The organism is Pseudomonas sp. NBRC 111131, assembly GCF_001320525.1.
In the GTDB taxonomy this organism is placed as follows: Bacteria; Pseudomonadota; Gammaproteobacteria; order Pseudomonadales; family Pseudomonadaceae; genus Aquipseudomonas; species Aquipseudomonas ceruminis.
The window spans coordinates 13,432-37,998 of record NZ_BCBH01000043.1 but is presented as its reverse complement, the minus strand read 5'-3'; the positions used below and the strand labels follow the sequence as shown (position 1 = coordinate 37,998).

The following is a 24,567-nucleotide window of genomic DNA, read 5'->3' as shown; positions in this document are numbered from 1 at the left end:
AGGCGATCGTAAACGGGAGTGTCAATATCGTTGATACGTGTGCTAAATTCGAGAATGGCATTATCGCCCCCCCCCACACATTAGCTGGGGCACCGACCAGTGGTGCCTAGAGGCTCCTAGTGCCAATCAGATGTGTATACCGTTTCTACCCACACATCTGCTGCAATGCACTCAATTGGATCAATGAATTTTGCCTGCAGGCAGAGCCAAAACAATGCCATAAATTTTGCAGCCGCAGTCGCATAGTCAGAGAAAATTATAGTTAGTACAACTGTTGCTACTGCTGAACGCTGGGCGCAATCACGAATGGATTTTTCATAAAGGATGAGGGATTCAGGTATAGTTATCGATACCCAGAATTGGAGTTCTCGGTCTCGAAGCTCAGTTTGAGGGTAGTATAGATCGAAACGAGCACAGCCTATTTTCACACTGTGCCATCCCCAAACCCATCGACTATCAGGCACATAATCTGTCCGAGCAATTCTCCATGAAGATGTTTTATTGTCGGCGCATTTAGTATTGTTAAGTCTAGAGTCAATTTCTCGCTCAATATCTTTTTTAATGTCACATGGATTGGCTGGGTCTATTGGGAGATTTTCATCATGAGGGCAGACAAGTTCATTTGGCCCGCGCACAGGGCGGCTTTCACCATTTTTTCGCTCATTCGGCCCTATTTGCCGTAGGCTCTGATTCTCCTTGAGATGAGCTCGGAGCCAATCTATTTTATTGTTGTCAATGACTTCATCGGTTAGAATTTCAATCGTATAGTTGTGTGAGCATCCAAATGAAAAAGGACTAATATCCGGATTGGCTTTCAAAAAATTTTCAGCATAAGCATCTACATCTCCAGAGCCTAGGGTGTAGGAGTTGAAGGCCTTCTCAATCCTTTCTAGTATTCCTTGGCTCAACCCTTTTTTTAAGTATAGCTTAATTGAGGCGTTGATTTTTATTTGCTTATAACCCGCAGTCTCAATTTTGAATTTGCTTATTTCTTGGCCTCGATCGAATAATGACCAGTACTGCACGATGTTCCATGGAACATCGACACCTGCCATCGCAACACCTAGATCAAAAGGTTTAATCGCGGACTGTTGATAGTCTGGAATCTTGGCGAGTGGCCATTGATATATATTTCCTGTAGAGCCATTTTGAAGGAATGCAACTAGGTCCTGATCTCTTAAATCAACTTTTGAGTCGCCTATATAGATCATTCTTACCATCCTCTTGATGATTAAAACCTAGCTTCACTGCTCAATACGAAGGGAGGTGTCGATATCGACATGTAGACTGTAGCAGAAAGATATCAATGACAGCATAACTCTGCGGCGATAGCTCAAAAATTGGCTCAGACTCCACAGCTGTCATGGGGTTGGAATTCTTTACGGCATCAGGTAGCTCTTAAAATTCAACGTAGTAACCGGCTGTATCTTATTCGAAAGATAAGTGATATAGAAAAGCGCTGTTATTACTCCGAGTTATTGGGAGCCAGCTGACCGCGCGCAGTTGTCTGATTACTCAGAATGCCTATTACGTTGTGTGGTAGTAAAAGGCGCTATTTTCCAAATGGTTACATGAGCTTGTTACGCGTGGGCAAGAGGGGGATTTCGGCGTACTGGAGTGATTCAACAGGGGAAGGCTGAGGTCGTGAATTTCCAGCATAGTTTGTTGCGGTGCTAGCTACTTGCTGCGACGTATGAGGACGTGCAGGCTGTAGCCCTTCTCCACGAGGAACACACCGGCGGCGATCGCATTGGTCATGAATCGCTCTGCTCAACCTGAGCGGGTGCAGCTGAGGGGGCATCGGTATGGGGTATTAGATTTCTGCTCGCCGCCAACGTCTGCTCTGGGTCGGAAGCGGTCAATCGCGACCGGCAGCTTTCGACCCAAAGCGGCCCGTCGAGGAGGGCAGCACACGGCTGATATCAGCATCAGGACTAGCGATGCACCATCTAGTCCACAGAGAAGTGAACCGACACATTCCCCTTCCCTAGAGTCTCGACAAGCTGATCAGAGCTATCGACTCGCCCCAGGCGGGTATAAGCGTAGGTTGACTCAAACGTTTCGTAGAACATCACCAGCGTATTGTTGCCGTATAGCATCAGATCTCCATTGCGGATGGTGCCAGGTCTCGCCGCACGGGCTGGCAGCCGCTGCGGCAAGCTCGCATACTTCTCATTGGCATTGAGCTCGGTCATGTCCAAGGTCAGGGGCAATAACTGAGCGAGTGCACGCGCGCTCTCACTATCGTCGAGGGTAATAGCGAAGCGCTTGTCGCCAACAGTCATCCACATACGTTCCTCCTTCGGATTAGGCGCCGCAATTACGCAACCACTGAGCATAAGCGGCAGAAAGAGCCGGACGCACGCACGGCAGAAATGCTCGCTGATCATGAAGACTCCTGACTCCGGCCTTGTTGCGTACGCCTGGCCATGAATGTCAACGCCGCACCAACCAATAGAATGGCCGCACTGGCAGTAAAGGTGCTCTGGTAGCCGCTGTGGTCGAACAGCCAGCCACCCAACATTGAGCCCGAGGCAATGGCAAGCTGCACCACTGCCACCATCAGCCCACCGCCAGCCTCTGCATCGTTGGGCATGGCCTGAGCGACCCAGCTCCACCAGCCGACAGGCGCTGCCGTGGCCATCAGCCCCCACAGGCCCAGCAGGATCGCCACGGGAACTACCGCGGCGCCGGCTGGGATCAGCGTGAGGGCAATCACCGCCATCAGCAGCGGAATAGCCATCAGCGTGCGGTACAGCCCTTTCTTCAGCAAGGCGCCGATCAACAGTGTCCCACCCAGGCCGGCAACGCCGATCACCAGCAGGAGCAGCGACAGCATGGTGGTGTCGACATTCGTCACCGTTCCCAGAAACGGCCTGAGGTAGGTGAACAGCGCGAACTGCCCCATGAAGAAGGCGCCGCAAGCCGCGATGCCGAAGGCCACCGAACGAGCCCCAAGCAGCCTGAAAACGTTGACCGCAGCTCGCTTCCGCACCTGGGCCTGCATACTGGGCAGGCTGATCCATTGCCAGACCAGTGCGACGACCGCTACCGGCACCAGACAGAGAAACGCGCCACGCCAGCCGACCACCGAGCCCAGATAGCTGCCTAGTGGCGCCGCGATCACCGTGGCCAGCGCGTTACCACCGTTGAGAACGGCTAGCGCCTTGGGCACCTGATCGTCGGGCACCAGGCGCATCGCCGTTGCCGCTGACATGGACCAGAAGCCGCCGATGACAACACCTATCAACGCTCGTCCGACCATGTAGAGGGTGAAGCTCGGTGCGAGCGCTACAACAGCGCCGGATATCGCCATAAGGCTCGTCAGGATAAGCAGGAGCGTCTTGCGGTCCATGCTTCCGGGCAGCCAGGTGATCGACAGGCTGGTCAGCACGGCAAAGGCACCGGAGATTGCAATGCCTTGCCCTGCTGCGCCTTCGCTGACATGCAGATCGACTGCCAACGGCGTCAGCAGACTGACAGGCATGAACTCGGAGGCGATTAGAGCAAAGACGCAGAGCGTCATCGCCAACACCCCGCCCCAATGACTGGGGCGGGACAGTGGCTGGTCAGCGTGGGCGGTAAGTGAGGTCTTCATGGTGTCCACCGGATCACTTCAGGCCGTTCTGGAAAAACTGGGTGAGCTTGTCGAAAGGAATCAAGTTCACGCGGTCATACAGGTCGACGTGTCCGGCATTGGGGACGATGTGGAGCTCCTTGGGTTCACCAGCCAGGCGGAATGCCTCCTCACTGAATTCGCGCGAATGGGCCTTCTGGCCAGCGATGAACAGCACCGGGCGTGGGGAGATGGTCTCGATATCCGCGAACGGATAGAAATTCATGAACTTGATGTTACTGGTCAGCGTCGGGTGGGTGGTCAGCTCGGGACTGGAGCCTGCGGGAGTGAACTCGCCACGAGGCGTGCGATAGAAGTCGAAGAACTCGCGCTGGATCGGGTGGGTATCATCCGTCAGTTCGTGAACGGTGCCGCTGGTGTATTGGGTCTTGCCGCCGGCGAACTCCACATAGCGCTGCTCGGCCGCTGCTGCGATTGCCTGTTTGCGCTGCTCCAGCGTTTGCGAATGCTTGAGCCCATTGCGATTGGCGGCGCCCATGTCATACATGCTGACTGTTGCAATAGCTCTCATGCGCGGATCGATCTTGGCCGCACTGATCACGAAGCTGCCGCTGCCACAGATGCCCAGCACGCCGATGCGCTGCCGATCCACAAACGCCTGGGTGCCGAGATAATCGACAGCCGCACTGAAATCTTCCGCATAGAGGTCGGGGAGAACGGCGTTGCGTGGGCTGCCTTCACTCTCACCCCAGAACGACAAGTCCAGCGCCAGGGTAACGAAGCCACGCTCCGCCAGTTTCTGGGCGTACAGGTTGGAACTCTGCTCCTTAACCGCGCCCATGGGATGACCAACGATGATTGCCGGGCTACGGGCGGTGGTACCTACGCTTTTGGGGATGAAGAGGTTGCCCACGACCTTCATCTGGTACTGGTTCTTGAAGCTGACCTTCTCCATGGTCACCTTGTCGCTCTTGAAAAAATTGTCTGCACCGTTGGACATATCGGCTCCCAGGGCTGTGATCGAGCTGAGCAGAAGGCCCAGGGCTACGAGAAGTCTCTTCATTGGGTCATCTCTCACGGGTTGAAGATCGATCGTCGAGGGGGTTCTGACGATTGCGTGGCCCGCTCGCGTGCAAAAACACAAGAGGGCCGAGTGCATTGTCGTGAAAGAGTGAGGCTTTGATTAGCTAATGAATGCTGAATTCCGCTATAACCATTGCTACTGAATTAGAGGATGGACGCATGCCTCGGCATAATTTCAACGACCTGCAAGCCTTCGTGACGGTGGCGCGCGAGCGCAGTTTCACCCGTGCGGCAGCACACCTGGGCGTAACCCAATCTGCGGTAAGTCAGGTTGTTTCGGCGTTGGAGGCCCGGCTGCAGATTCGCCTGCTCACACGCACCACCCGCAGTGTGTCGCTGACGGCGGCGGGTGAACGGCTTATGGACGCCATCGGCCACCGTTTCGATGAGATCGAAGCCGAGCTGGATGCGCTGACCGAATTGCGCGACAAGCCGGCGGGCAAGGTTCGTATTACCTGTGGCGACAACATCATCAAGACGACCTTGCTGCCCAAGCTGATACCCCTTCTGGCATCCTATCCAGACATCAAGCTCGAATTCGATATCAACTACGGCTTCCGTGACATCGTGGCAGACCGCTTCGATGCCGGCGTGCGGTTTGGCGGTACCGTAGCGCAAGACATGATCGCCATGCCCATCGGCGGTGATCTACGTATGGCCGCGGTTGCCGCCCCCAGCTATTTCGCCTTGCACCCCATACCCAGGCATCCTAACGACCTGGCTGCGCACAGGTGCATCGATATCCGCTTTCCCACCTACGGCGGAGTGGATGCCTGGGAGTTCGAGCGCAAAGGCAAGAAATTGAGGGTGAGGGTCGACGGGCAACTGGTATTCAACAACACCACCCATATTGCCGACGCAGCAGTCGGAGGCCTGGGCATTGCCTACCTACCCGAAGACGAGTTTGCCTCTCACCTCGAAGAGGGTCGGTTGATCCGGGTGCTGGAAGATTGGTGCGAGCCGTTTTCCGGCTATCACCTCTATTACCCTAGCCGCAGGCAACCTTCGCCAGCCTTCACTCTTGTGCTTGAGGCGTTGCGATTGACGCAGTAGATGCATAGCGGAGGGGGAACTGCTCCACATCATTGCCCCTATGCCCGCTAATGGCCGATTGCTGTCCCGCACGAAGGGCAGCTATGGGTCGAAAGCAGCCACCTACGACCGGCAGCTTCCGACCCATTGCGGACACCGCCCCAACGCTCTTTTGTCAGTACCGCCCTCATTCCCGGCAAGCCGGCTCCCACAGGAATATCACCAGCCTTCAGCCATGCGCCTGTGGGAGCCGCGCTTGCCGGCGATGGGCTGCGAAGCGGCCCCGACATATACCGGTATATAGATGTCCGCAATGGGTCGAAGCGGCCGGGCGTACACTGCGGTACAGCGGTGATGTAGCTGCTGAAAAGGGCTTATTGCTTATGCTCAGGTGTGAACTCTGACCACGCTTGCACTTTGTTCTGGTCAGCCCGCGGGTTCCACTGCACGCCCGATTTGGCAATGACCCCGGGCTTGAGTCGTTGCGAATCGTCATAATCTTCCCAGGGGTGAAAATACAGGGGTTGCAGGCTGTCGAGGCGGTTGAGTTGCTCGGCATACCCGGTCAGATATTCCTGGCGCTCCTGCTCGGTGACGCTGGCCGGCATCCAAGCCGTAAACGGCGGCAGTACGGTAAAGCCTGTGTAAGCCAATATTCCGTTGTGGATTGGCCAGAGAATGTGGTGCAGGTCGCCGTCGATGCCATTTGGTTCATACAGCGATGAACCCGTGCCGGTGGTGATACACAGCATTGCCTTTTTCCCTTTGAAATGCCCCCTGGCGTACTTGCGGCCGGTGGAGTAGGCGAACCCCCGCGCAAAGACTCTGTCCACCCAGCCCTTGAGAATCCCCGGCATCGAGAACCACCAGACCGGGAAGTGAAACAGGACTAGGTCCGCTCGGCTGACCTTGTCCTGCTCGGCCTTGACCTGCGCCGCTAAGGTATTATTGGCAAACGCATGTTCTTGCTCGCGAGGAAGATTCAAGTAATGCTTGTCGGCTCGCTCGCCGACGAAATCATCAGCACCCAGGGCAGCCTGCCAACCCATGGCATACAAGTCACTGATAGTCACTTCGTGCCCACCTTTATGCAGAGTCTTAACGGCAGTACTTTTCAGTGCCGCGTTGAAAGATTGAGGCTCCGGGTGAGCCAAGACGATAAGCACTTTCATATCGCTGCCTGTGTAGTTCATGTGAGGGTCATCTAACCATCTTCCAGGATGGCTGAGTTGTGCGCATCAGGGGGCAAACCGTGCGGTTTTTCGCACAGTGGCGGCCTCGTCTTCGGGTTTTCCATCACGGCTGTTCATCGTGCGGGAAACTAGCCAGCATTCACGGCTGGCCTTTAAAATCCAGATGACATTGATGCCGCACTGACAGTCCGTATCGTTGACAAGGCCATTTAACACTCCGTGGCGTTAATCTCGTTTTTCTCAGCCTTGACACGTCGCGCCAGAACAGTTACCTGGTGATTTTTGGCGAATGGATATGCTCGCCAAATGACGAATGCCCTCGCATACCAACACACCAACCGCGAGCCATATCGGAAGATACGTCATCCATTCTTCGGTTTGAATTTGCTCACCCAGCATAAGCGCCACGCCAACCATCAACACCGGTTCCAAGTACCCCAGCAGCCCAAAGAGGCTGAACGGTAAGAGCTTGCTGGCCACGGTGTAACTAATGAACCCTGCGGCGCTGATGATCGCCAGGAGGGGCATCAGCAGATACATACGCGGTTCTTCGACGATGGCACTGATGCCTGCGCCGTGCTCAAAAGCGAAATAGGCACCAACCGGATAAGTCAGCAGAATGTCGAACCAAAGGCCTCCGGTATGAGCGGACCCCAAGCGCCGGCGCAATAGGAAATAGAGAGGAAATCCGATCGCGACCACTAGCGTGGGCCATGAGATTCCACCGACTCTGTAAACCTCATTCGCTACGCCCACTGCGGCGCAAAGAGCCGCAAGTTTCTGCAGCCTGGTGAGATGTTCGCCATATGCAATACGCCCAATGAACAACATCACGAGCGGCAACAGAAAATAACCTAAGGATACATCCAGGCCATGGCCATTGAGAGGTGCCCACATGAACAGCCACTGCTGGGTTCCCAAGAGGGCACTGCTAACGCACAGCAGGGGAAATAGTGCCGGAACGGTTCGAATGCGCTTGCAAAGTTTAACGACGTTGCCCCAGTCCTTGGAGAGGATCAAAAATAATGTGATGAATGGAAGCATTAATAGCATCCGCCATCCAAATATTGCCTGGCCATCGAGTGGATGGAGCAATGTAGCGTAGAAATACAGACCTGCAAAAATTGTAGATGACGTAACAGATAAACCAACGCCTTTTAACAAGAGGTCTCCTCCTTTATCGTGTGAAGCGTGATTACCGATGGGCTATTTCCCAGGGCGGCGCGCTTGAGAATTTGGATTCAATCCAAGTTTTGAATGCGAGAACCGTGGCGGAAGGAAATTTCGATGACGGCCTCACCAGGTAAACGCCACCCAAAGGATCGAGCCGCCATTCAGGCAGCACGCGAACAAGATCCCCCGAGGCAATCTGCCGGCTCATCAGCCACTCGCCAGCACCCAAAATTCCAAGCCCTGATAAAGCGGCCGACAGGAGAGTCTCGCTGTCGTTCGAGGTCAGCGACCCCCTGGTCATCACAGTTTCCAGACGGTCTGCTCGGTGCAAGCGCCATTCTGGAAAGGATGCAAGGCCGCTGAAACGAAGGCAGTTATGATTGGTGAGATCTCTGGGCGCCTGCGGTTTACCGAACTTGTCGATATAGGCAGGGGAAGCGCACAACATGCGATGGTGATCACAGAGCTTGGTCGCGATCAGTCTGCTGTCCTCAAGCTCACCTATACGAATAGCGATGTCGTAATCTTGTTCAATGATGTCGACCACGTGCTCACTGTAATCCGCGACGATTGAGACGCCGGGATGTAAGCTTAGGAACTCTGGCAGCATTGGACCCAGCCACAATCGGCCCATAGCGGCCGGCAGCGTCAATCGCAACAACCCACGGACTTGCGTCGCACCAGAAGTGGCTTCCTGCTCAGCATCAGCAATCAGTCCAAGTGCAGACCTCAACCGCTGCTCAAGCTTTGCACCCACTTCTGTAATGCGGACTTGGCGAGTGGAACGTTCCATGAGGCGAACACCCAGCCGCTTTTCCATCGCGGCCAGGCGCTTGGAAATTACCGTCGGATGACGTTGTAGCAATTTTCCAGCGGCCACGAATGAGCCTTGGCCAGCTACCGCAAGAAAGGCCGCTATCTCATCACTATGCTGACTATCAAGAACGTCTACGGTCATGGCGTAAGGACAATCGCGCCTGCTGATTTTCCCGTTTCGAGCGCTTCGTGCGCCGCCGCAACGTCGGCAAGTGGATAGGTCTTCCAGATACGGGGTGTAATGATTCCTGTCTCGACCGCTGCCAGTACATCAGCCGCTCGCTCTAGATACTCAGCTGTGGAAGCGGTGTGTGCAGCGATAGAAGGACGCGTTAGAAACAGTGAGCCCTTGGTGTTGAGGGTCGAAAGTTCAACTGCAGATGGAGCACCCGACGATGCCCCAAATGACACCATTAAGCCGCGAGGCCGGAGACTGTCCAATGATGCCTCGAAAGAGACTTTGCCAATAGGATCGTAGACGACGTCTACTTTGTGCCCCTGGGTAATTTTTGCCACGTCTGATGCAAGCGTGTGCGGATCGAACACCAACACCTCGTCACATCCGACAGACCTAGCACGCTCAATGCTTTCTGGCTTGGAAACGACGCCGATGACGACAGCCCCTAAATGTTTGGCCCATTGCCCCATGACCTGGCCAAGGCCACCCGATACGCCATACAGCAGCACTGTAGTGCCAGGGCCCACCGCATATGTTGATTTGAGCAGGTACTGTGCTGTAATGCCCTTGAATAACACAGCGGCAGCCTCGGCAAATGTTACCGCACCTGGAAGCTTGACCAGTCGGTCAGCTGGATAGAGCCGTTCCGTTGCATAGCCGCCTAGCGGGCCAGTCGCATAGGCCACCCGGTCACCTGGCCGTACATTTGTAACCCCAGGCCCAACCGATACAACAGTGCCTGCGCCTTCAAGGCCTAAGCCAGAAGGCAGTGGCACCTTCACAGCACCATTGCGTTGTGTCACATCCAGGTAATTGACTCCAATAGCCTCATGTCTAATGAGCGCCTCATTGGCTCCCGGAGCTTTCACAGTCACTGCTTCGAGGGAGAGAACGGACGGTTCCCCAGGGTGATCAAAACGGATTGCTTGGGCCACGGCTTTGCTCCAGTTGGTCAGGAATCACCATTAGTATGGAAACTCATCCCCACGCTTGCAATATAGGATAATTGCATAGCATAACTGCACCAAATGCAGTAATGGCCTACAGGACCATTGAGTTATTTTCGCACTCGTAGCACTGATCGATAAGTTGGAAAGTGACGGATTCCATGGCGCTCAGCCCACTAGCGTCATGGGCGCCGATCAGCAATCGGCGCTCCAACCTTCAGGTTGTAATCAAGATCCCGCTCAGTGTCTGCTTTGGGTCGATTGCGGTCACTTACGCCTGAATATGATCTCGGGCGTACCTGCAGTTCACGAAAAGCTGGTTAGGGCTGATAGCTGCCCTTGTTTTCGGACAAAACAAAGCAATATTGAGCCCAATCGTGCATGAGCTGGACGCGTTTCGGCCATAAAGTACCCCGCTGATACGCGGCTTCAACGCTATTAGGGAGCTTATGGGCAAGGGCATGCTCGCATACCTCACGAGGGTGATGCGTTTGCTCCGCTGCCCAGATTCGAAAGGTTGAGCGAAAACCATGCTGGGTGAGGTGCCCCACGTCCATACGCCTCAGAACGGCAGTGAGTGACATGTCCGACAGCTGTTTGCCTTGTGGGGAGGGGAAGACGTATGGACTATCTGCTGTGCGAGGCAATGATTTGAGCAATTGAACTGCTTCGGGCGACAGCGGTACGGAGTGTTCTTTACCTGCCTTCATTCGTGCCGCCGGTATCGTCCATGTCGACTCTTTAAAATTGATCTCGCTCCACTCTGCACCACGGACCTCACCTGACCGACAAGCGGTCAAGATTGAAAATTCCAATGCTCTGGCCGAGACACCTTTGCGCTTGCCTAAGTCCCGCATAAAAGCTGGCGCTTCCGCGTAGGGGAGTGATGCGTGATGTTCAACCTTTTGGACTTTGCTTCTTGCGGGTAGCTCGTGCTCTAAGTGGCCTTTCCAGCGAGCTGGGTTTTCACCTTGGCGGTATCCGCGGAAAGTCGCCCAATCGAGAATGTTCTCGATTCGTCCTCTGAGCCGGCTGGCGGTTTCCGCCTTTGTGTACCAGAACTGTGCGGGTTCGCTAGGCGATCCGACTTGTTGCTGTAGGACCTTCAACACCAGGTTCGTGTCGACCGCTCCGATAGCCAGTTCACCGATGATTGGATAGGCATAGGCCTCAAGCGTATTTTCCCACTGCTGGACGTGTTTCGGATTTTTCCAGCCCGCACGGTTGGCTTGGATGTAGGCCAGCGCACACTCTTTGAAGGTCTTATGCCGGGCAGCCTCAAGCTTGGATTCCTGCTGTTTCGCCTTTTTTGCTTCGAGAGGGTCAGTACCCTCAAGTAGGCTTTTTCGATGCTCCAGGCTCTTCGAGCGCGCTTCGCTGAGAGAAACGGTGTGGACGGGGCCAAGTCCCATGTCGCGGGTCTTGCCGTTTCTAGTGTAGCGGAACACCCAGGACTTCCCGCCTAGCTTGCTGACCTGTAACCAGAGACCGCCGCCGTCCCCGTAATATCCAGGGTCCTTTGCTTTCTGTACCGCGAGAGCGGAGAGTTTGTTGATGCCACGCGCCATGATTCATACCCATTTGTCTACCCACGTTTTATAGCTGGATTTGAGTAGATGGTGCAAGACGTTGGTGGACGTGATATGGAGTGGAGGCCAGTAAAGTCGGGGTCTCCATGGAAGTATGTGGACGTTGGTGGATATAGCTCAGGCGGACTACGCTTCCGCCATATTCAAAGCCCTGATTATTCAGGGCTTTTTGCGTTTTTGGGGCAGGAAAATCAACAGTGGCGGGGCTCGCCTAGGCCGTGACGACTGTAGTAGCACGTATTCTCGACGCCCAGCTTCCTCGTCTAGGCCTTCTGCCTGGCGCGATTATCCGCAGAGCACTTCACCACCCCGATTGTTCCTCAGCCATCGCGGACACCTCCCAAGCCGCTGCGTGCCTGGGTTCATCGCCCAACGCGTCGCAACCACGCTTCATAATGTGCAGGCCATTCAACAGTCGGGGTTCCGGGCCTCCCCATCCCAAACCCATGCCCGCCGGTTGAATAGCGATGCATTTCGACTGGCACATGTTCGCGCTCACAAGCCGCCGCCATGATCAGCGTATTCTGCGGATCGGATATAGGGTCATCTTCGGCCTGCACCAGGAACATGGGCGGTGTGTGGCGATTGACCCCTGGCTGCACCGACCATTTGCGCTCTTCTTCCGGCGACGCCGCTTTCCCCAGCAGAACATGGTAGGTGGAGGTGTGTGTATAAGGCGCCTCCAGGGTGATGATCGGGTAGATCAGCGCCGCTCCATCGGCATAAGCCGGGGACGCGTCAAGGGCGTCTTGTGCGGGGTAGGATTGCAGGTCAGGCCGTGTAGCCGCCATCCCTAGCAGATGCCCGCCCGCAGAAAACCCAAGGGCGCTTACCTGTGGATGACGGCTACGCACGATGCGCAAAGCACGTTGAGCATCCTGCAGCGCGACCAGGCTGGCGTCTTGCCAGCTCTCGGACGGCAAGCGGTAAACAAGTACATACGCCGTGTACCCCCGTGCCGTTAACCAATGAGCGGCAGGTAGGGCTTCTGTGCCGATTTCGATTCTTTTGTACCCACCCCCGGCGGCGATCAGCACCGCCTTGCCATTGGACATGGTCGGTTTGAAAACAAGCAATGATGGCCGTGAGATGTGACGAAATGCGCCCTTGTTGCTGACCTCTTCGGCTCCAGTCGGCCCTCCATTTCCGTGTGGCAGGTTGTTCCACAAAGGCAACCTGGCATCCTCTTGAGTCAATGCATTCGCATTCACCGTGCTGAACCTTACGGCGAGCAATGCGGCTGCGGTGCCCATACAAAACTGCCGACGCTTCACGGTGATAGGTTCCTGGACGGTGAGTCACGTAGTGGCAGCGCGTTGCCTGACGCGTTGCACCTGAGCGTCGCACTCTACAGGCATTGGTTACGGCCGGCAGTAGCGCCGGTCGGCACCAGCGTAGATTTCATACAGCCGCGCGGCAACTTTCATCGGTCACGGTCCTGCCATCACGCTGAACAACGACACCTTGCACGCTGTAGTGCAAGGCTCGCCTGTGATCGGCAGCCACCGTTTCATTTCAGTGCTGCCGCCTGTTGCAGATCGAGCAACCGGGTTTCCGGTGCCAGCAGCCAGGACACCAGCAGCCCCAGCAGGGTGATCAGCGCCGCGGCGTAAAGGGTCTGCGCCACGCCCAGGCTTTCCAGCGAGGCCGGCACTAGATAGGTGCCGGCCGCAGCGCCTATCCGCGAGAACGAGGTGCCTACGCCCACGGCCACGGCGCGCATCTCGGTGGGGAACAGCTCGTTTGGGTAGACCAGTGTCAGCACCTGAGCGCCGCCGATGAACAGCGAGTACAGCGAGAACAGCAACAAAATGACCGGGCCGGTGCCGTCCGGGTAGGTGCCGAGCCCGAGCAACGCCAGGCCAGACAGCAAGAAGCTGTAGATCAGCATGGGGCGCCGGCCCACGTGGTTGACCAGCCAGGTCGCGATCAGGCAACCGAGCACGAAAAACAACGTGATTGCCACCGAGCCTAGCGAGCCCATGTCACCGCTGAGTCTGAGGGCCTCGAGCACTTTCGGGGCGAACGCGTAAACGGCGAACACCGGCACGATCGAACACGTCCAGAACACCACCACGAAGAACAAGCGCTTGGCATAGCCGCTGCGCAGCAGGCGGTACAGTGAAAGGCGCTGTTGCGGGGTTTGTTCGGGGAGGTTGGCCAGGGAAAACGATGGCCCATACGTCCGTCGGATAACCTGCTCGGCCTGGGCGGTCCGGCCTTTGCTGAGCAACCAGCGTGGCGATTCCGGGGTGCCCAGGCGCACCAGAAGCAGTAACGCCCCCAGCACCGCGCCACTGATCAAGGCCAACCGCCAGGCATCCGCGCTGGCGCTGCGCAAAAGCAGTTCGCCAACGATATAGGCGCACGCCGCGCCCACGAACCACATCAGGGCCAGGGCCGCCAGGCGAGGGCCGCGATGGCGGCGTGGCAAAAACTCCACCAGCACCGACGTGGCTACCGGGTACTCGATGCCCACCGCAATGCCGATCAGCAAACGCAGGGCGAACAGCACCTCGGCGGACGCCACCCAGTAGTGCGCCAAGGACGCGACCAGGAAGATCGTCGGGCCAACGAACAGGATGCGTCGGCGTCCAAGGCGGTCGGTCAGCCAGCCGCCCAACAGGCCGCCGAAAAAGATGCCGATCAATGCCGAGGCGGCCACCAGCCCTTCCCAGAAGCTGTCCAGGTACAAGGCGGATGACAACTGCACCATCACCACACCAATGATGCTCAATACATAGCCGTCGACGAACGAACCACCCCAGGCGCAGGCCGTGAGTTTCTGGTGAAAGCCACGCAGGGGCACATCCTCGATCGATATACAGGAACGGGTCATCGTTGTTTCCTTGAGCGCTGCCCCGTGTCTGGGGGGCAGGCAGGGGAAGATACCGCCCGGCGTCAACGGCGGGCGGCCCGGGAGGGAAGGGGCTCAGGGTTATTGAGCGACGGCGGTCTGCGTGTTATCGAACATGGCTTTGAAGCGGTCCTTGTGCGCGGCGTAGTAGTCGGCTACCGCCTGGTCGGCAGAGGACTCGCGGGCCTGCTTCATCAGGCTTTCCAGGTCGCTGGTGGGCAGTTTGAAGTTGGCGAAGAAGTGCGCCACTTGCGGGAAGTCCTGGGTAAAACCCTTGCGTGCCACGGCATGGATCTGTTCGGCGCGGCCGTAGGATTGTTTCGGGTCGTCCAGGTAGCGCAGCGACCAGGTGGAAAACATCCAGTGCGGGCTCCAGGCGTTGAGCAGCGCCCAGTTGCCGCGCTTTAGCGAACGGTCGAACTCGTTGAGCATGCCGGTTTCGGAGGAGGCGACGAGCTTGTAGCCATCGAGCTTGTAGTCGGCGATGGCGCGTGTGGCGGTTTTGTATTGGCCGTTGCCAACTTCAGAGGTAAGGATGCGGCCGCCGAACTTCTCCCGGACTTCTGGCTTGTTCAGGTCTTCGATACTGGCCACTTCGCTTTCCGGGATGCTGGTGGGGACGGCCAGGCCCAGGCGGCCTTCATAAAGCACGCCGAGGTCTTCGAGCTTGCTCTGGTAACGGTCCCAGAAAGGCTTGTGGCTGTAGGTCAGCCAGGCCATGGGAATCATGTCGACCTTGCCAGTGGCCATGGCCTGGAACTGGATGCCGATGTCGGCCATGACCAGTTTGACCGGTTGCTTGAGCTGGTCTTGCAAGGCCGTGGTGGCCAGTTTCACGGTAATTTCGGCGTCGGCCCAGTTGACCCAGCCGATCACGACGGGGCGGGTTTCCTCGGCCTGGGCCAGGCTGGCAGCGGCAGCGACGATCAAGGCGCTGAGCCAGCGGCCGGCGGGGTGCACACGGGTAGGTTTTGCGGTCATCGGGCATCTCCATTCTTTTACTTGGTTTTGGCAGATTGACGATGGGTCGCCCCGGCGATTGTTATTGGGATTGCCGAGGTCGGGAGTTGCAACAGGTTCTGTAACGGGTCAGCGGTACTGGTAGCGGTTGGTGATGGCAGCCGAGATCGCCCACACCGCGTGGACGCCTTTGTCGATGGTGACACGGCTGCCGGGAGCAATGGCCACCGGGGCATTGCCGCTGCTGTGAATGACAGCGTTGCCTTGTTGCACCACGAACTCTACGTCCTGCTCGTAGTGGTATTCGAACCGGTCGGTTTCACCGCTTTCCCAGAGCGCCCAGCTCTGGCATTGGAGGCGCTCTTGCTCGTTGGCCGGGCGGTGCGTGATGTGTGTCATGGAGGCTCCTCGCAGGTCAGGCCGAAGCCTTGTGAAGTGTCGGTAAGGCGCACTGGCTGTGGTAAGGCAGCGCTTCGCGGGGCAGGGCGGGTTTGCCCAGCAGCAGATCACTGGCCTTTTCGGCGAGCATGATGGTGGCGGCGTTGATGTTGGCACTGGGCACGGACGGGAACACCGATGCATCGATCACCCGCAGCATGTCGACCCCCCTGACTCGCAGTTGGCTGTCCACCACCGCCAGTGCGTCGTTGGCGTCGCCCATGCGGCACGTGCCGCACGGGTGGTAGGCGCTGGCGGCATCCTCGCGGATGAAATCGTCCATTGCCTTGCCGCCACGCACCTGCACCCCTGGGGTGTCTTCGCGGTGGTTGAAGCGCTTGAGCGCGGGCTGCTCGGCGAAAGCCAGGCCCAGGCGCATGGCTTCGCGCATCACCCGCCAGTCTTCTTCGGTGGCCATGTAGTTGGGGTCTATGCGCAGCGGGTCGGACACCTTGGCGCTACGCAGGCGTACCGTGCCGCGGCTGGTCGGGCGCATGGGGCCGACGCCGATGCGGTAGCCGTAGGTGGTGGGGGCCGGGATCCAGTTCTTGTCGAAGAACACCGGGAAGAAGTGAAACTGGATATCCGGGTGAGGTGTGGTTGGCGCGCTGTTGAGAAACGCCCCAACGTGGCACTGGTTTACCGCAGCCACACCTTTTTTGAGCCCGAACCACTGCACACCAGCCCACAGCATGCGGTGCGGTTGCAGCTCCTTGTTGAGCGAGACTGGCGCTTTGACTTCGACCTGGATGTGGCATTCCAGGTGGTCCTGAAGGTTTTCGCCAACCCCAGGCAGGTTCACATGGCAGGCGATGCCGTGTTCACGCAGGTGGGCAGCCGGGCCGATGCCAGAGAGCATCAGCAACTGGGCAGAGCCAAATACACCACAGCACAGCAGTGTTTCGCGGCGGGCTGTCACATCGATGAGCCGGCCGTTGTACAGCACGCGAGCCCCCTTGGCACGGGTGCCCTGCAGGTTGATCTGCTGGACCTCGCAACCCAGCCAGATGGTCAAGTTGGGCTGGGCACCGAGGGAATGCAGGTAGCCGTAGGCGGCGCTGTTGCGCACACCGTCGCGCACGCTCATTTCAAAACGCGACACGCCCTCCTGACGGTAGCCATTGACGTCATCGGTCAGGGCAAAGCCTGCCTGCTGACCCGCCTCGAGAAACGCCGCGTTCAGTGGGCTTAGCCGTTCCTGGCGTTGCGCCCGGATCGGCCCTGTGTGGCCGCGGTGGGGGCTGTTGATGACGCTGGACTCGATCTTCTTGAAGTAAGGGGCGCAGTCGGCCCAGCCCCAGCCCTGGGCGCCTTCATGCTCCCAACGGTCGTAATCCATGGGGTGGCCGCGCAGCCAGGTCATGCCATTGATCGATGACGATCCGCCCAGCACACGGCCACGAGGCTGCTGGATGCGCCGGTTGTTCAAGTGCGCCTGGGCTTCTGTGTAGTACCACCAATTGTACTTGGAGGTTGGTTTGAAGGCTGAGCGCAGGCCAGCCGGCATGCGGATGATCCAGGACTTGTCCGAAGGGCCGACCTCCAGCAGCAGGACCTGGTGGCCCGCATCGGCCAGCCGGCGCGCCAGCACACAGCCTGCGGAGCCAGCGCCCGCGATGACATAATCGTATTCAGCCTGCATTTCTTGCTCTCCAGTACACCAGGCAACTCACCGTGGGTAACCGCGAATCTATCCAAGCCACTGGCGGCTGAAAATTGAATAAAAAATAAGCGCGGCTTAAAAAAAACTTAAGCGTTCCCGACGCGGGCCCGCAGCACCTTCAAATTGACAGGGCCTTGCCCGGCTTGCCTAATGAGTGCATCTCGATGCCCACTTTCTGGGGATGCCCGCGTGCGCCACTTGGACCTGTCACTGTTGCATAGCTTCAAGACCATTGCCGAGTGCGGCAGCCTGGCCCAGGCATCGGTACGCCTGCACAAAACCCAGGCAGCCGTCAGCATCCAGTTGAAAAAGCTCGAGGACCTTGTGGGCAAGCGCCTGATCGACCGCGGCAACCAGCAGGCCCGGCTGACCAGTCACGGGGAGCAGTTGCTTCAGTACGCACGCAAGATGCTGGCGCTGAGCGACGAGGCTATGGCGTTGTTCATCGAGCAGCAAGTCAGCGGGACCGTGCGCTTCGGCATTCCGGACGACTACGCCAGCGCGTTTCTATCGCCGGTGCTGCAACAGTTCACCGCCTTGTACCCCAAGGCCCGGGTAAAGATTCGCAACGACATCAGCCAGCACCTGTTCACTGCCTTGGAGCAGGGGGAACTGGACCTGGCCTTGCTGACACAACGCAGCGGTGATGGGCAGGGCGAGATCTTGCGCTGCGACCAACTGCACTGGGTGGCAGCCGCACATTACCAGGCACAGCCCACTGCGCCGCTTCCTCTGGCCCTGTATCCACATGGTTGCGGGTATCGGCGGCAAATTCTCGCCGCCTTGAGCAACAACCAGCGCGATTATGAAATTGCTTTCGAGTGCACAGGGGTTACGGGTGTGCACTTGGCAGTGGACAGCGGCCTGGCCATTGCTGCAACGTCCAACCCATTGATCCAGCCTGGCTGGCGGGTGCTGGACGAAGAGGACGACGCGTTGCCAACGTTGGGCAATGTCATGATCGAGCTGCGTTTCGGTGCCAATGAAGCCAGTCCGGCGACCTGTTATTTCGCGGATGAGTTACGTAGGCAGGTCATGGACAGGTAGCGTGGTTACTGCAACGTAGGGGGCCTCACGGCGTCAGGCAGCGCTGCTATCACCGCCTCTATCTGTGCGATCTTGCAGGCCATCCGTTGCGCGTCCTCATGCTTGCCCTGCGTTGTAAAACGGTCCCGTTCCTTGCGCAATTCAAGCAGGTTTTTTTGCAACGCCAGGGCAGAGGTAGTGAACTGATCCATGGTTCTCTCATGCTGAAGGCATCCGTGCCATTGTAGGAAACGTGGACCGTAACAGCTCGATATTCCTGCGAAAACTGAGGTTTCATACAGGAAATACTCTCAGCATGTTTTCCTCCTACGGCACACGGAAAAACATCCTACAAATTTGAGATTCCGCTGTTTCTTTTCATGTAAGGCAAACCTTCGCCTGATGCCCGGGTTTGCTGAGTGCTGAGCCCGTCGGCCAGCCTCATCAGATGAGTGAACTGACACCGAACCCTAGGCTTCGCCTGGAAATTTTCTGTAGCAAATACGCATACCGGGGCACGCTCAGTGCTGCCTGCTCAAGTTTTTTGAACACTACAAAAAAATCGCACTAAACGCCTCTGACGGTCATTTGTATTCATTTTGTTGCACTTACACTCCATTTAATTTCGATTATTTTCAGCTCGCCAGCGCTCTAAGCTGCTCCGGTCGCCGCGTTCCAGAGCGGTTTCCGGAGTTTGCTCATGTCGCCTGCCTGCGAAGTATGGATTCCTCCCAAGCGCTCGTCCGATGACCTGATCGAGTGGCTGCGCATGCTGATGCGCGCCGAGCGGGCGGGTGCACCATCGCCCCGCCCAGCACTGACTCCAGCCCGTGCGCCAAAATCAATAAGGACACACCATGCCTTCTGAGCTTTCCACTGATCTGCCCGAACCTGCGCAAGGCAACCGTACCACCCGTTTCGCTCGTTCCCTGCTAGCCCAGGCCGGTCTCGGCCTGCATGGCGAACAGCCCTGGGACATGCACCTGCACAGTGATGATGTTCCCCGACGGGCCTTGGCCCAGGGCAACCTTGGCCTGGGCGAGGCCTACATGGAGGGCGCCTGGGACTGCGAGCAGCTGGACGAATTTTTTGCCCGGCTGCTGCGGGCTCAAGTACCCGACCGTATCAGCCCGCTGGCCTTGATCTACCATGCGCTTCAGGCACGCCTGCTGAACCGTCAGACTGTTGACCGCGCCTGGACGGTAGGAGAGCGTCACTACGACCTGGGCAACGACTTCTACGCGGCCATGCTCGACCCGCGCATGACCTACACCTGTGGTTACTGGAAAGATGCCGACAACCTGGCCCAGGCCCAGGAAGCCAAGCTCGACCTGATCTGCCGCAAGCTCGGCCTGCAACCTGGCATGCGCGTGCTGGACATCGGGTGTGGTTGGGGCAGCTTCATGGGATTTGCTGCCGAGCGTTATGGGGTCGAGTGCGTGGGTGTAACCATTTCCCGCGAGCAGTGCCAGTGGGCAGAAAAACGCTACAAAGGCCTGCCGTTGGCATTTCGTCTGCAGGACTACCGCGAACTGAACGAGCGTTTCGACCGCATTGTCAGCATCGGCATGTTCGAGCACGTCGGGCGCAAGAACCACCGCACCTTCATGGAGGTGGCTGCGCGCTGCCTGGATGATGAAGGCCTGCTGTTGCTGCATACCATCGGCAAGAACCGCCGGCGCGATGTGCCCGATCGCTGGATCGACAAATACATCTTCCCCAACGGCGATCTGCCCTCGATCGGCCAGATTGGCGATGCCGCCGACGGCCTGCTGGTGGTCGAAGACCTGCACAACTTCGGTGCCGACTACGACCGCACCCTGATGGCCTGGTACGCCAATTTCGAGGCCCACTGGCAATACTTCGCCAATGAGCTGGGTGAGCGCTTCCAGCGTATGTGGCGGTACTACCTGCTGTCGTGCGCAGGGGCATTCCGGGCACGTGACATCCAGCTGTGGCAGTGGGTGATGTCGCGCCAGGGCGTCGTCGGGGGCTATCAGCGGGTGAGCTAAGCCATGCGGGGGTCGCAACACGGCCCCTGCAGGCACCTATCTGATACGCTTTTTTTCCACAAACCTGAATCTGTAACCGTATCAGCCAAGCCTCGACAATGCTCTTCATCCTGACATCACGTGAAGAGGTTCCGATGGGCAAGCTGGCGCTGTTTCTGGGTGGCTTTCTGCTGTTGACCATTCTGATAGGCCTGCTTGGCACCATTCCGCCAAGCTGACCTGCTTTTTACCCACCGGCCCGCCGTTCTTGGCGGGCCAAATGCGTGTCTGCTCAATCCGCGCTTTTACGTCACCCACCGGCTTGGTGGTTGATGCAAGTCATTCTCAAGTGCTAGCCCATCGTGTACTCTGCCGCTCGCGTCATAATGGGTCGCGGCTGTGGCCGTTCTTTTGCGTTGGAGTGAACAGAGAATGGAATGCATGAAGGCCGCTGCAGCCATGCTGGAGTGGCGAAGCCGTTTTCTCGCGCAAGGCACCCTGGATGAAGACGGCTATGACCAGGCGTTACGCAGTGCCCAAGCGCTGGAGAAGTCCGGTGTGATTAGCGCGGCTGAATGGATCGAGCTGGTAAAGGCGGCGAACGCGGCGCTGCTAGATGTGCGATAAGTCCTTCTTTACGCGGGGAAATCTGTCCACAAAAAACGTGGGTAGGTCTGTGGATAAAATGCTGTAAGCCAGGCCGCTGGCGGCCTCCGTTAAATTGAGCAGATTTTGAACAGCCATCAGGGTGGCAGATGAACGCCGGCCTCTCCTGCCCGGCGTAACGCCAGCAGCAGTTCGCGCACGCGCGCTGGCAGCTCTCCGGCTGGGTACACCGCGTGCATCTGCGGGTCTTGGCCTGTACTTGATGTCAGGCGGTAACCTGCGCACACGCGCACCAGGCGGCCGGCCCTGACCTGTACCTCGCCAACCCAGTCTGCCAGGCGGGCGATGCCGGCACCTGCCAGGGTGCTGTGATAGACCGCATCGCCCGAGTTCAGGCGCAACCGAGGGTGAGGCCGCAGACTGGTGATCCGGCCATCGCGGCAGAAGTGCCAGGCTTTGAGAATGCGCGGGGCGGTGTGCAGGATCAGTGCATGTGCACCCAGTTCTTCCGGCAGTTGTGGTGTGCCATGACGCGCCACGTACTCGGGGCTGGCATAAAGGTGGCGTTGATAGCGCCACAACGGGAAGCCAATCAGCTCGCTTGATTGTGGGAATGCGCCGCGCACCACGAAATCAAGCTTGCCCAGCAACGGGTCCAGGGCCTCATCGCTGTATTGCACGTCCAGGGTCACCTGCGGGTGGCGCTGGGTAAACGCCGCCAGCACGCCGGGCAGCACATGCTCGCCGAGTAACTGTGGCACGGCAAAGCGGATACAGCCTTGTGCGCTGCCGGTGAGCGCGGCCAACTCGTCAGCGGCGTCGCGTTGCACATCCAGCAAGCGCTCGGCATGGGGTAGCAAGCGCTCGCCCGCCTCGGTGAGCGTGACGGCATTGGCATTGCGGTTGAGCAACTTGCACCCGGTATTGTCTTCCAGGGTCTGCACCGCCCGCGTCACAGCACTGGGCGAGCGGCCCAGCGCACGCGCAGCGGCGACGAAGCTGCGCTTGTGCGCGACACTGACGAAGGCCTGTATTTCGCGCAGCATGTCTAACGCCATGGGAGTCCCTTGTTGCAGTTTTTGCAATGTGGCATTTCACCACAAGCGCGGTGCTTTGTTTAGCCTTGTCGTCTGCTTTCACTGCCTGGAACCGCGTCATGATGGATATTGCCGTACTCTCCCTGTTCGCCTTTGCCGCTGGGCTGATCGATGCCGCCGTTGGCGGGGGCGGGCTGATTCAGATCCCGGCGTTGTTCAACGTGTTGCCAACGGCGCAACCGGCGGCGCTACTGGGCAGCAACAAACTGGCATCGGTATGCGGCACAGCCTTCGCGGCCCGTTCATTCATTCGTCGGGTGACCCTGGACTGGGGCTTGATCGTGCCGGCGGCGCTCAGCGCTTTCGTCATGTCGTTCGCCGGGGCTGCCACGGTGTCGCTGGTGCCGCCCAGCGTGATGCGCCCGGCCGTGTTGGTGCTGATCGTACTCATGGCGATCTACACCTTCTGCAAGAAGGATTTCGGCACCTTGCACAAGCCTGCGAAGATTGGTCGCAAGGAGCAGTGCCTGGCGGTGCTGATCGGCGGAGCCATCGGTTTCTACGATGGCCTGTTCGGGCCGGGTACCGGCAGCTTCCTGATCTTTCTGTTCATTCGTTTCTTTGCCCTTGACTTTCTGCATGCCTCGGCCTCGGCCAAGGTGGTCAATATCGCCACCAACCTGGCTGCGCTGGTGTTCTTCGTGCCGTCTGGCAACGTGCTGTACGCCATTGCCTTGCCGATGGCTGCGTGCAACATCCTGGGGGCGCTGACCGGGACATGGCTCGCTGTGCGTAAAGGGGCAGGCTTCGTGCGGGGGCTGTTCCTGATCCTGCTGTGCGTGCTGATAGCCAAGTTGTCCTGGGACCTGCTGGCCGGTTGAATCAGATCACCTGGCGCTGGGCTTCGGCCTGCTCGACCCGGTTGCGACCCTGGGCCTTGGCGCGGTATAGCGCGTGGTCCGCGCGTGCCAGCACCTCGTCCAGGTTGGGTGCTGGTTCATCTGCGGCGTAACCGTCCAGGCCGATGCTGACGGTGATTCTCAGCCGCCCATCATTCTGCGCAACGTGCAGGTCCTGCACGGAGCGGCGCAAGCGTTCGGCGATAAACTTGGCCTGCGCTGGCGCCAGGCCAGGGAGCATCACCACGAACTCCTCACCGCCCATGCGGGCCAGCAGCTCGCCCTCATGCAACTGGTCTTGCAGGGTGCGGGCAAAAAGGCGCAGTACCTGGTCACCCACGGCATGCCCATGCTGGTCGTTGATCGCTTTGAAGTGATCGATGTCGAGCATCATCAAGGTCAGCGGCAGCGCCTGCGCGTGCTGGCGTCGATTGTCGAGCAGGGTGTTGGCGCGCCGGGTGAAGGCGCTGCGGCTCAGCACGCCAGTCAGGTGATCGATACTGGCCTGTTGTGCCAGGCGGGCCATCAAGCTGCGATTGGCCTGGCTGACGCAGGCCACCACCAGCGGCCCCAGCACCAGCATGGCGATGCCCAGGCGGGCCGACATAAGCGTGGTGACCCCGTACTCGCTTTGCGGCACGCTGAAATGCATGAGGTTCTGCGCGACCGCGACGATCAGCGTGCTGCCGGCGGTCAGCGTCAATAGCGACACGAGGAAGGGTGAGTAGGTCCATGCACACCACAGCAGCGCTGCGATCGGGAAGGCAATTGCCCCGGGCCCGCCAAACAGGATGCTGACCGCCAATGACGCCAGCAACACCAGCAGGGGGGCCAGGCGAATTGCCTGGCTGTTGCTGCGCACCAGCACGCGCGCCGAAGGGGCCGTGAGCATTACCGGCAACACCAGCACGCTGGTCGAGAACTGTTCGCTGAACCAGGCCAGCCACGTTGCTCGCAGCGATTGCTCGAACCACGGAGTGGCCATCAGGCAAGCCAGTGTTGCCGCCACCATAGCGCCTGCCGCGCACGCACCAAATACATTGAGGACACCATGCGGGGTACGCAAGCGCCGGTGTGGCCGGGGTAAACGTGACAGGAGCAAGAAGGTGGTCACCACCTCACCCAGGTTGCACAGGTTCAGCCACAAGGCCGGTGCCCAGTCGCTACCGCACGCCAGGTCGGCGGCAACCATCGCCAGCCAGACCAGGCCGAAGCCAATCGGGCCAGCCTGCCGCGGGTAGCGTAGCAACACGCCGATCAGCGCGGCATTGACCGGCCAGAACAGGGATAACGATTCGATCGGCCGTGCCAGGATCCCGCACAGGGTCATGGCAAAGGTCAAGCCGAACAGGGCGGCATAGGGCAACACGCGCAATTGGGCTGGAAACACCATAGGTCCGACCGACAAGCGGAAACGAGATCCAGGACAACGGCCGTAGGCACCTGGGGCAATGACGCGTCAGTGTGTTTCCACAGGGGCCTTGATGTCAATCTGCCGCGAT

23 protein-coding genes are annotated in these 24,567 nt (G+C 58.4%); 6 read left to right on the top strand and 17 right to left on the bottom strand.

All coding sequences use genetic code 11. The features are described 5' to 3' along the window. Nucleotides 1-116: 116 nt before the first annotated feature. The 4 genes from APH34_RS29415 to APH34_RS25585 form a co-directional block, all read right to left on the bottom strand. Complete coding sequence (locus tag APH34_RS29415; protein ID WP_156358128.1) at nt 117-1,211, bottom strand: hypothetical protein; 1,095 nt, start codon at nt 1,209-1,211, stop codon at nt 117-119. 738 nt (nt 1,212-1,949) lie between these two features. After that, entirely contained in the window at nt 1,950-2,390 is a 441-nt protein-coding gene (locus APH34_RS25595) for a cyclophilin-like fold protein (RefSeq protein ID WP_054903485.1), read from the bottom strand. Beyond that, complete coding sequence (locus tag APH34_RS25590; RefSeq protein ID WP_054903484.1) at nt 2,387-3,598, bottom strand: MFS transporter; 1,212 nt, start codon at nt 3,596-3,598, stop codon at nt 2,387-2,389. Before APH34_RS25590 ends, APH34_RS25595 begins: the two co-directional genes overlap by 4 nt. Before the next feature lie 13 nt (nt 3,599-3,611). Then, nucleotides 3,612-4,640 (bottom strand): alpha/beta hydrolase, encoded by a 1,029-nt coding sequence (locus tag APH34_RS25585; RefSeq protein WP_054903483.1) that lies wholly within the window; start codon nt 4,638-4,640, stop codon nt 3,612-3,614. Nucleotides 4,641-4,819: 179 nt separating this feature from the next. On the opposite strand from APH34_RS25585, the gene APH34_RS25580 reads away from it, so the two are divergent. Further along, the gene (locus APH34_RS25580; protein WP_054903482.1) at nt 4,820-5,713 is read left to right on the top strand and encodes a LysR family transcriptional regulator; all 894 of its coding nucleotides are present in this window, start codon (nt 4,820-4,822) and stop codon (nt 5,711-5,713) included. A 353-nt stretch (nt 5,714-6,066) separates the two neighbouring features. Here the strand turns inward: APH34_RS25580 and APH34_RS25575 are convergent, their stop codons facing one another. The 10 genes from APH34_RS25575 to APH34_RS25530 all read right to left on the bottom strand — a co-directional run bounded on the left by APH34_RS25575 (nt 6,067) and on the right by APH34_RS25530 (nt 17,485). Then, the gene (locus APH34_RS25575; RefSeq protein WP_256215946.1) at nt 6,067-6,885 is read right to left on the bottom strand and encodes an NAD(P)H-dependent oxidoreductase; all 819 of its coding nucleotides are present in this window, start codon (nt 6,883-6,885) and stop codon (nt 6,067-6,069) included. Between the two features lie 240 nt (nt 6,886-7,125). Continuing rightward, complete coding sequence (gene rarD, locus APH34_RS25570; RefSeq protein WP_054903481.1) at nt 7,126-8,049, bottom strand: EamA family transporter RarD; 924 nt, start codon at nt 8,047-8,049, stop codon at nt 7,126-7,128. Nucleotides 8,050-8,080: 31 nt separating this feature from the next. Beyond that, nucleotides 8,081-9,016 carry a LysR family transcriptional regulator gene (locus APH34_RS25565; protein ID WP_054903480.1) on the bottom strand — a complete coding sequence of 312 codons (936 nt, stop codon included), beginning with the start codon at nt 9,014-9,016 and terminating at the stop codon, nt 8,081-8,083. Next, nucleotides 9,013-9,987: a quinone oxidoreductase gene (locus tag APH34_RS25560; protein WP_054903479.1), complete on the bottom strand. Its 975-nt coding sequence runs from the start codon at nt 9,985-9,987 to the stop codon at nt 9,013-9,015. Before APH34_RS25560 ends, APH34_RS25565 begins: the two co-directional genes overlap by 4 nt. 332 nt (nt 9,988-10,319) lie before the next feature. Beyond that, entirely contained in the window at nt 10,320-11,567 is a 1,248-nt protein-coding gene (locus APH34_RS25555; RefSeq protein WP_041505852.1) for a site-specific integrase, read from the bottom strand. 383 nt (nt 11,568-11,950) lie between these two features. Then, nucleotides 11,951-12,862, bottom strand: a complete 912-nt coding sequence (locus APH34_RS25550; protein ID WP_054903478.1) for an alpha/beta hydrolase — start codon at nt 12,860-12,862, stop codon at nt 11,951-11,953. Nucleotides 12,863-13,098: 236 nt separating this feature from the next. Further along, on the bottom strand, nt 13,099-14,427 hold the full coding sequence (locus tag APH34_RS25545) for an MFS transporter (RefSeq protein WP_054903477.1): 1,329 nt from the start codon (nt 14,425-14,427) through the stop codon (nt 13,099-13,101). Between the two features lie 99 nt (nt 14,428-14,526). Next, nucleotides 14,527-15,426, bottom strand: a complete 900-nt coding sequence (locus APH34_RS25540) for a glycine betaine ABC transporter substrate-binding protein (protein ID WP_054903476.1) — start codon at nt 15,424-15,426, stop codon at nt 14,527-14,529. Nucleotides 15,427-15,534: 108 nt separating this feature from the next. Then, nucleotides 15,535-15,804, bottom strand: coding sequence for a cupin domain-containing protein (locus APH34_RS25535; RefSeq protein WP_054903475.1), 270 nt, complete (start codon nt 15,802-15,804; stop codon nt 15,535-15,537). A gap of 16 nt (nt 15,805-15,820) precedes the next feature. Next, the gene (locus tag APH34_RS25530; protein WP_054903474.1) at nt 15,821-17,485 is read right to left on the bottom strand and encodes a choline dehydrogenase; all 1,665 of its coding nucleotides are present in this window, start codon (nt 17,483-17,485) and stop codon (nt 15,821-15,823) included. Nucleotides 17,486-17,695: 210 nt separating this feature from the next. Here APH34_RS25530 and APH34_RS25525 point away from each other — a divergent pair, with 210 nt between their 5' ends. Continuing rightward, entirely contained in the window at nt 17,696-18,553 is an 858-nt protein-coding gene (locus APH34_RS25525) for a LysR substrate-binding domain-containing protein (protein ID WP_054903473.1), read from the top strand. Nucleotides 18,554-18,558: 5 nt separating this feature from the next. On the opposite strand, the gene APH34_RS25520 is transcribed toward APH34_RS25525, so the two are convergent. Beyond that, the gene (locus APH34_RS25520) at nt 18,559-18,744 is read right to left on the bottom strand and encodes a hypothetical protein (protein ID WP_054903472.1); all 186 of its coding nucleotides are present in this window, start codon (nt 18,742-18,744) and stop codon (nt 18,559-18,561) included. Nucleotides 18,745-19,232: 488 nt separating this feature from the next. Here APH34_RS25520 and APH34_RS29410 point away from each other — a divergent pair, with 488 nt between their 5' ends. The 3 genes from APH34_RS29410 (at nt 19,233) to APH34_RS25510 (ending at nt 21,150) form a co-directional block, all read left to right on the top strand. Further along, nucleotides 19,233-19,400: a hypothetical protein gene (locus APH34_RS29410; RefSeq protein ID WP_156358127.1), complete on the top strand. Its 168-nt coding sequence runs from the start codon at nt 19,233-19,235 to the stop codon at nt 19,398-19,400. Further along, a complete protein-coding gene (cfa, locus tag APH34_RS25515; RefSeq protein ID WP_082422890.1) occupies nt 19,390-20,544 on the top strand; it encodes a cyclopropane fatty acyl phospholipid synthase in 1,155 nt (384 codons plus the stop codon). Before APH34_RS29410 ends, cfa begins: the two co-directional genes overlap by 11 nt. Nucleotides 20,545-20,955: 411 nt before the next feature. Continuing rightward, on the top strand, nt 20,956-21,150 hold the full coding sequence (locus APH34_RS25510) for a hypothetical protein (protein WP_054903471.1): 195 nt from the start codon (nt 20,956-20,958) through the stop codon (nt 21,148-21,150). Between the two features lie 116 nt (nt 21,151-21,266). Here the strand turns inward: APH34_RS25510 and APH34_RS25505 are convergent, their stop codons facing one another. Next, nucleotides 21,267-22,187 (bottom strand): LysR family transcriptional regulator, encoded by a 921-nt coding sequence (locus APH34_RS25505; protein ID WP_054903470.1) that lies wholly within the window; start codon nt 22,185-22,187, stop codon nt 21,267-21,269. 98 nt (nt 22,188-22,285) lie between these two features. Here APH34_RS25505 and APH34_RS25500 point away from each other — a divergent pair, with 98 nt between their 5' ends. Beyond that, nucleotides 22,286-23,047 (top strand): TSUP family transporter, encoded by a 762-nt coding sequence (locus tag APH34_RS25500; RefSeq protein WP_054903469.1) that lies wholly within the window; start codon nt 22,286-22,288, stop codon nt 23,045-23,047. A gap of 1 nt (nt 23,048) precedes the next feature. On the opposite strand, the gene APH34_RS25495 is transcribed toward APH34_RS25500, so the two are convergent. Beyond that, on the bottom strand, nt 23,049-24,473 hold the full coding sequence (locus APH34_RS25495) for a GGDEF domain-containing protein (RefSeq protein ID WP_054903468.1): 1,425 nt from the start codon (nt 24,471-24,473) through the stop codon (nt 23,049-23,051). Between the last annotated feature and the right edge of the window lie 94 nt (nt 24,474-24,567).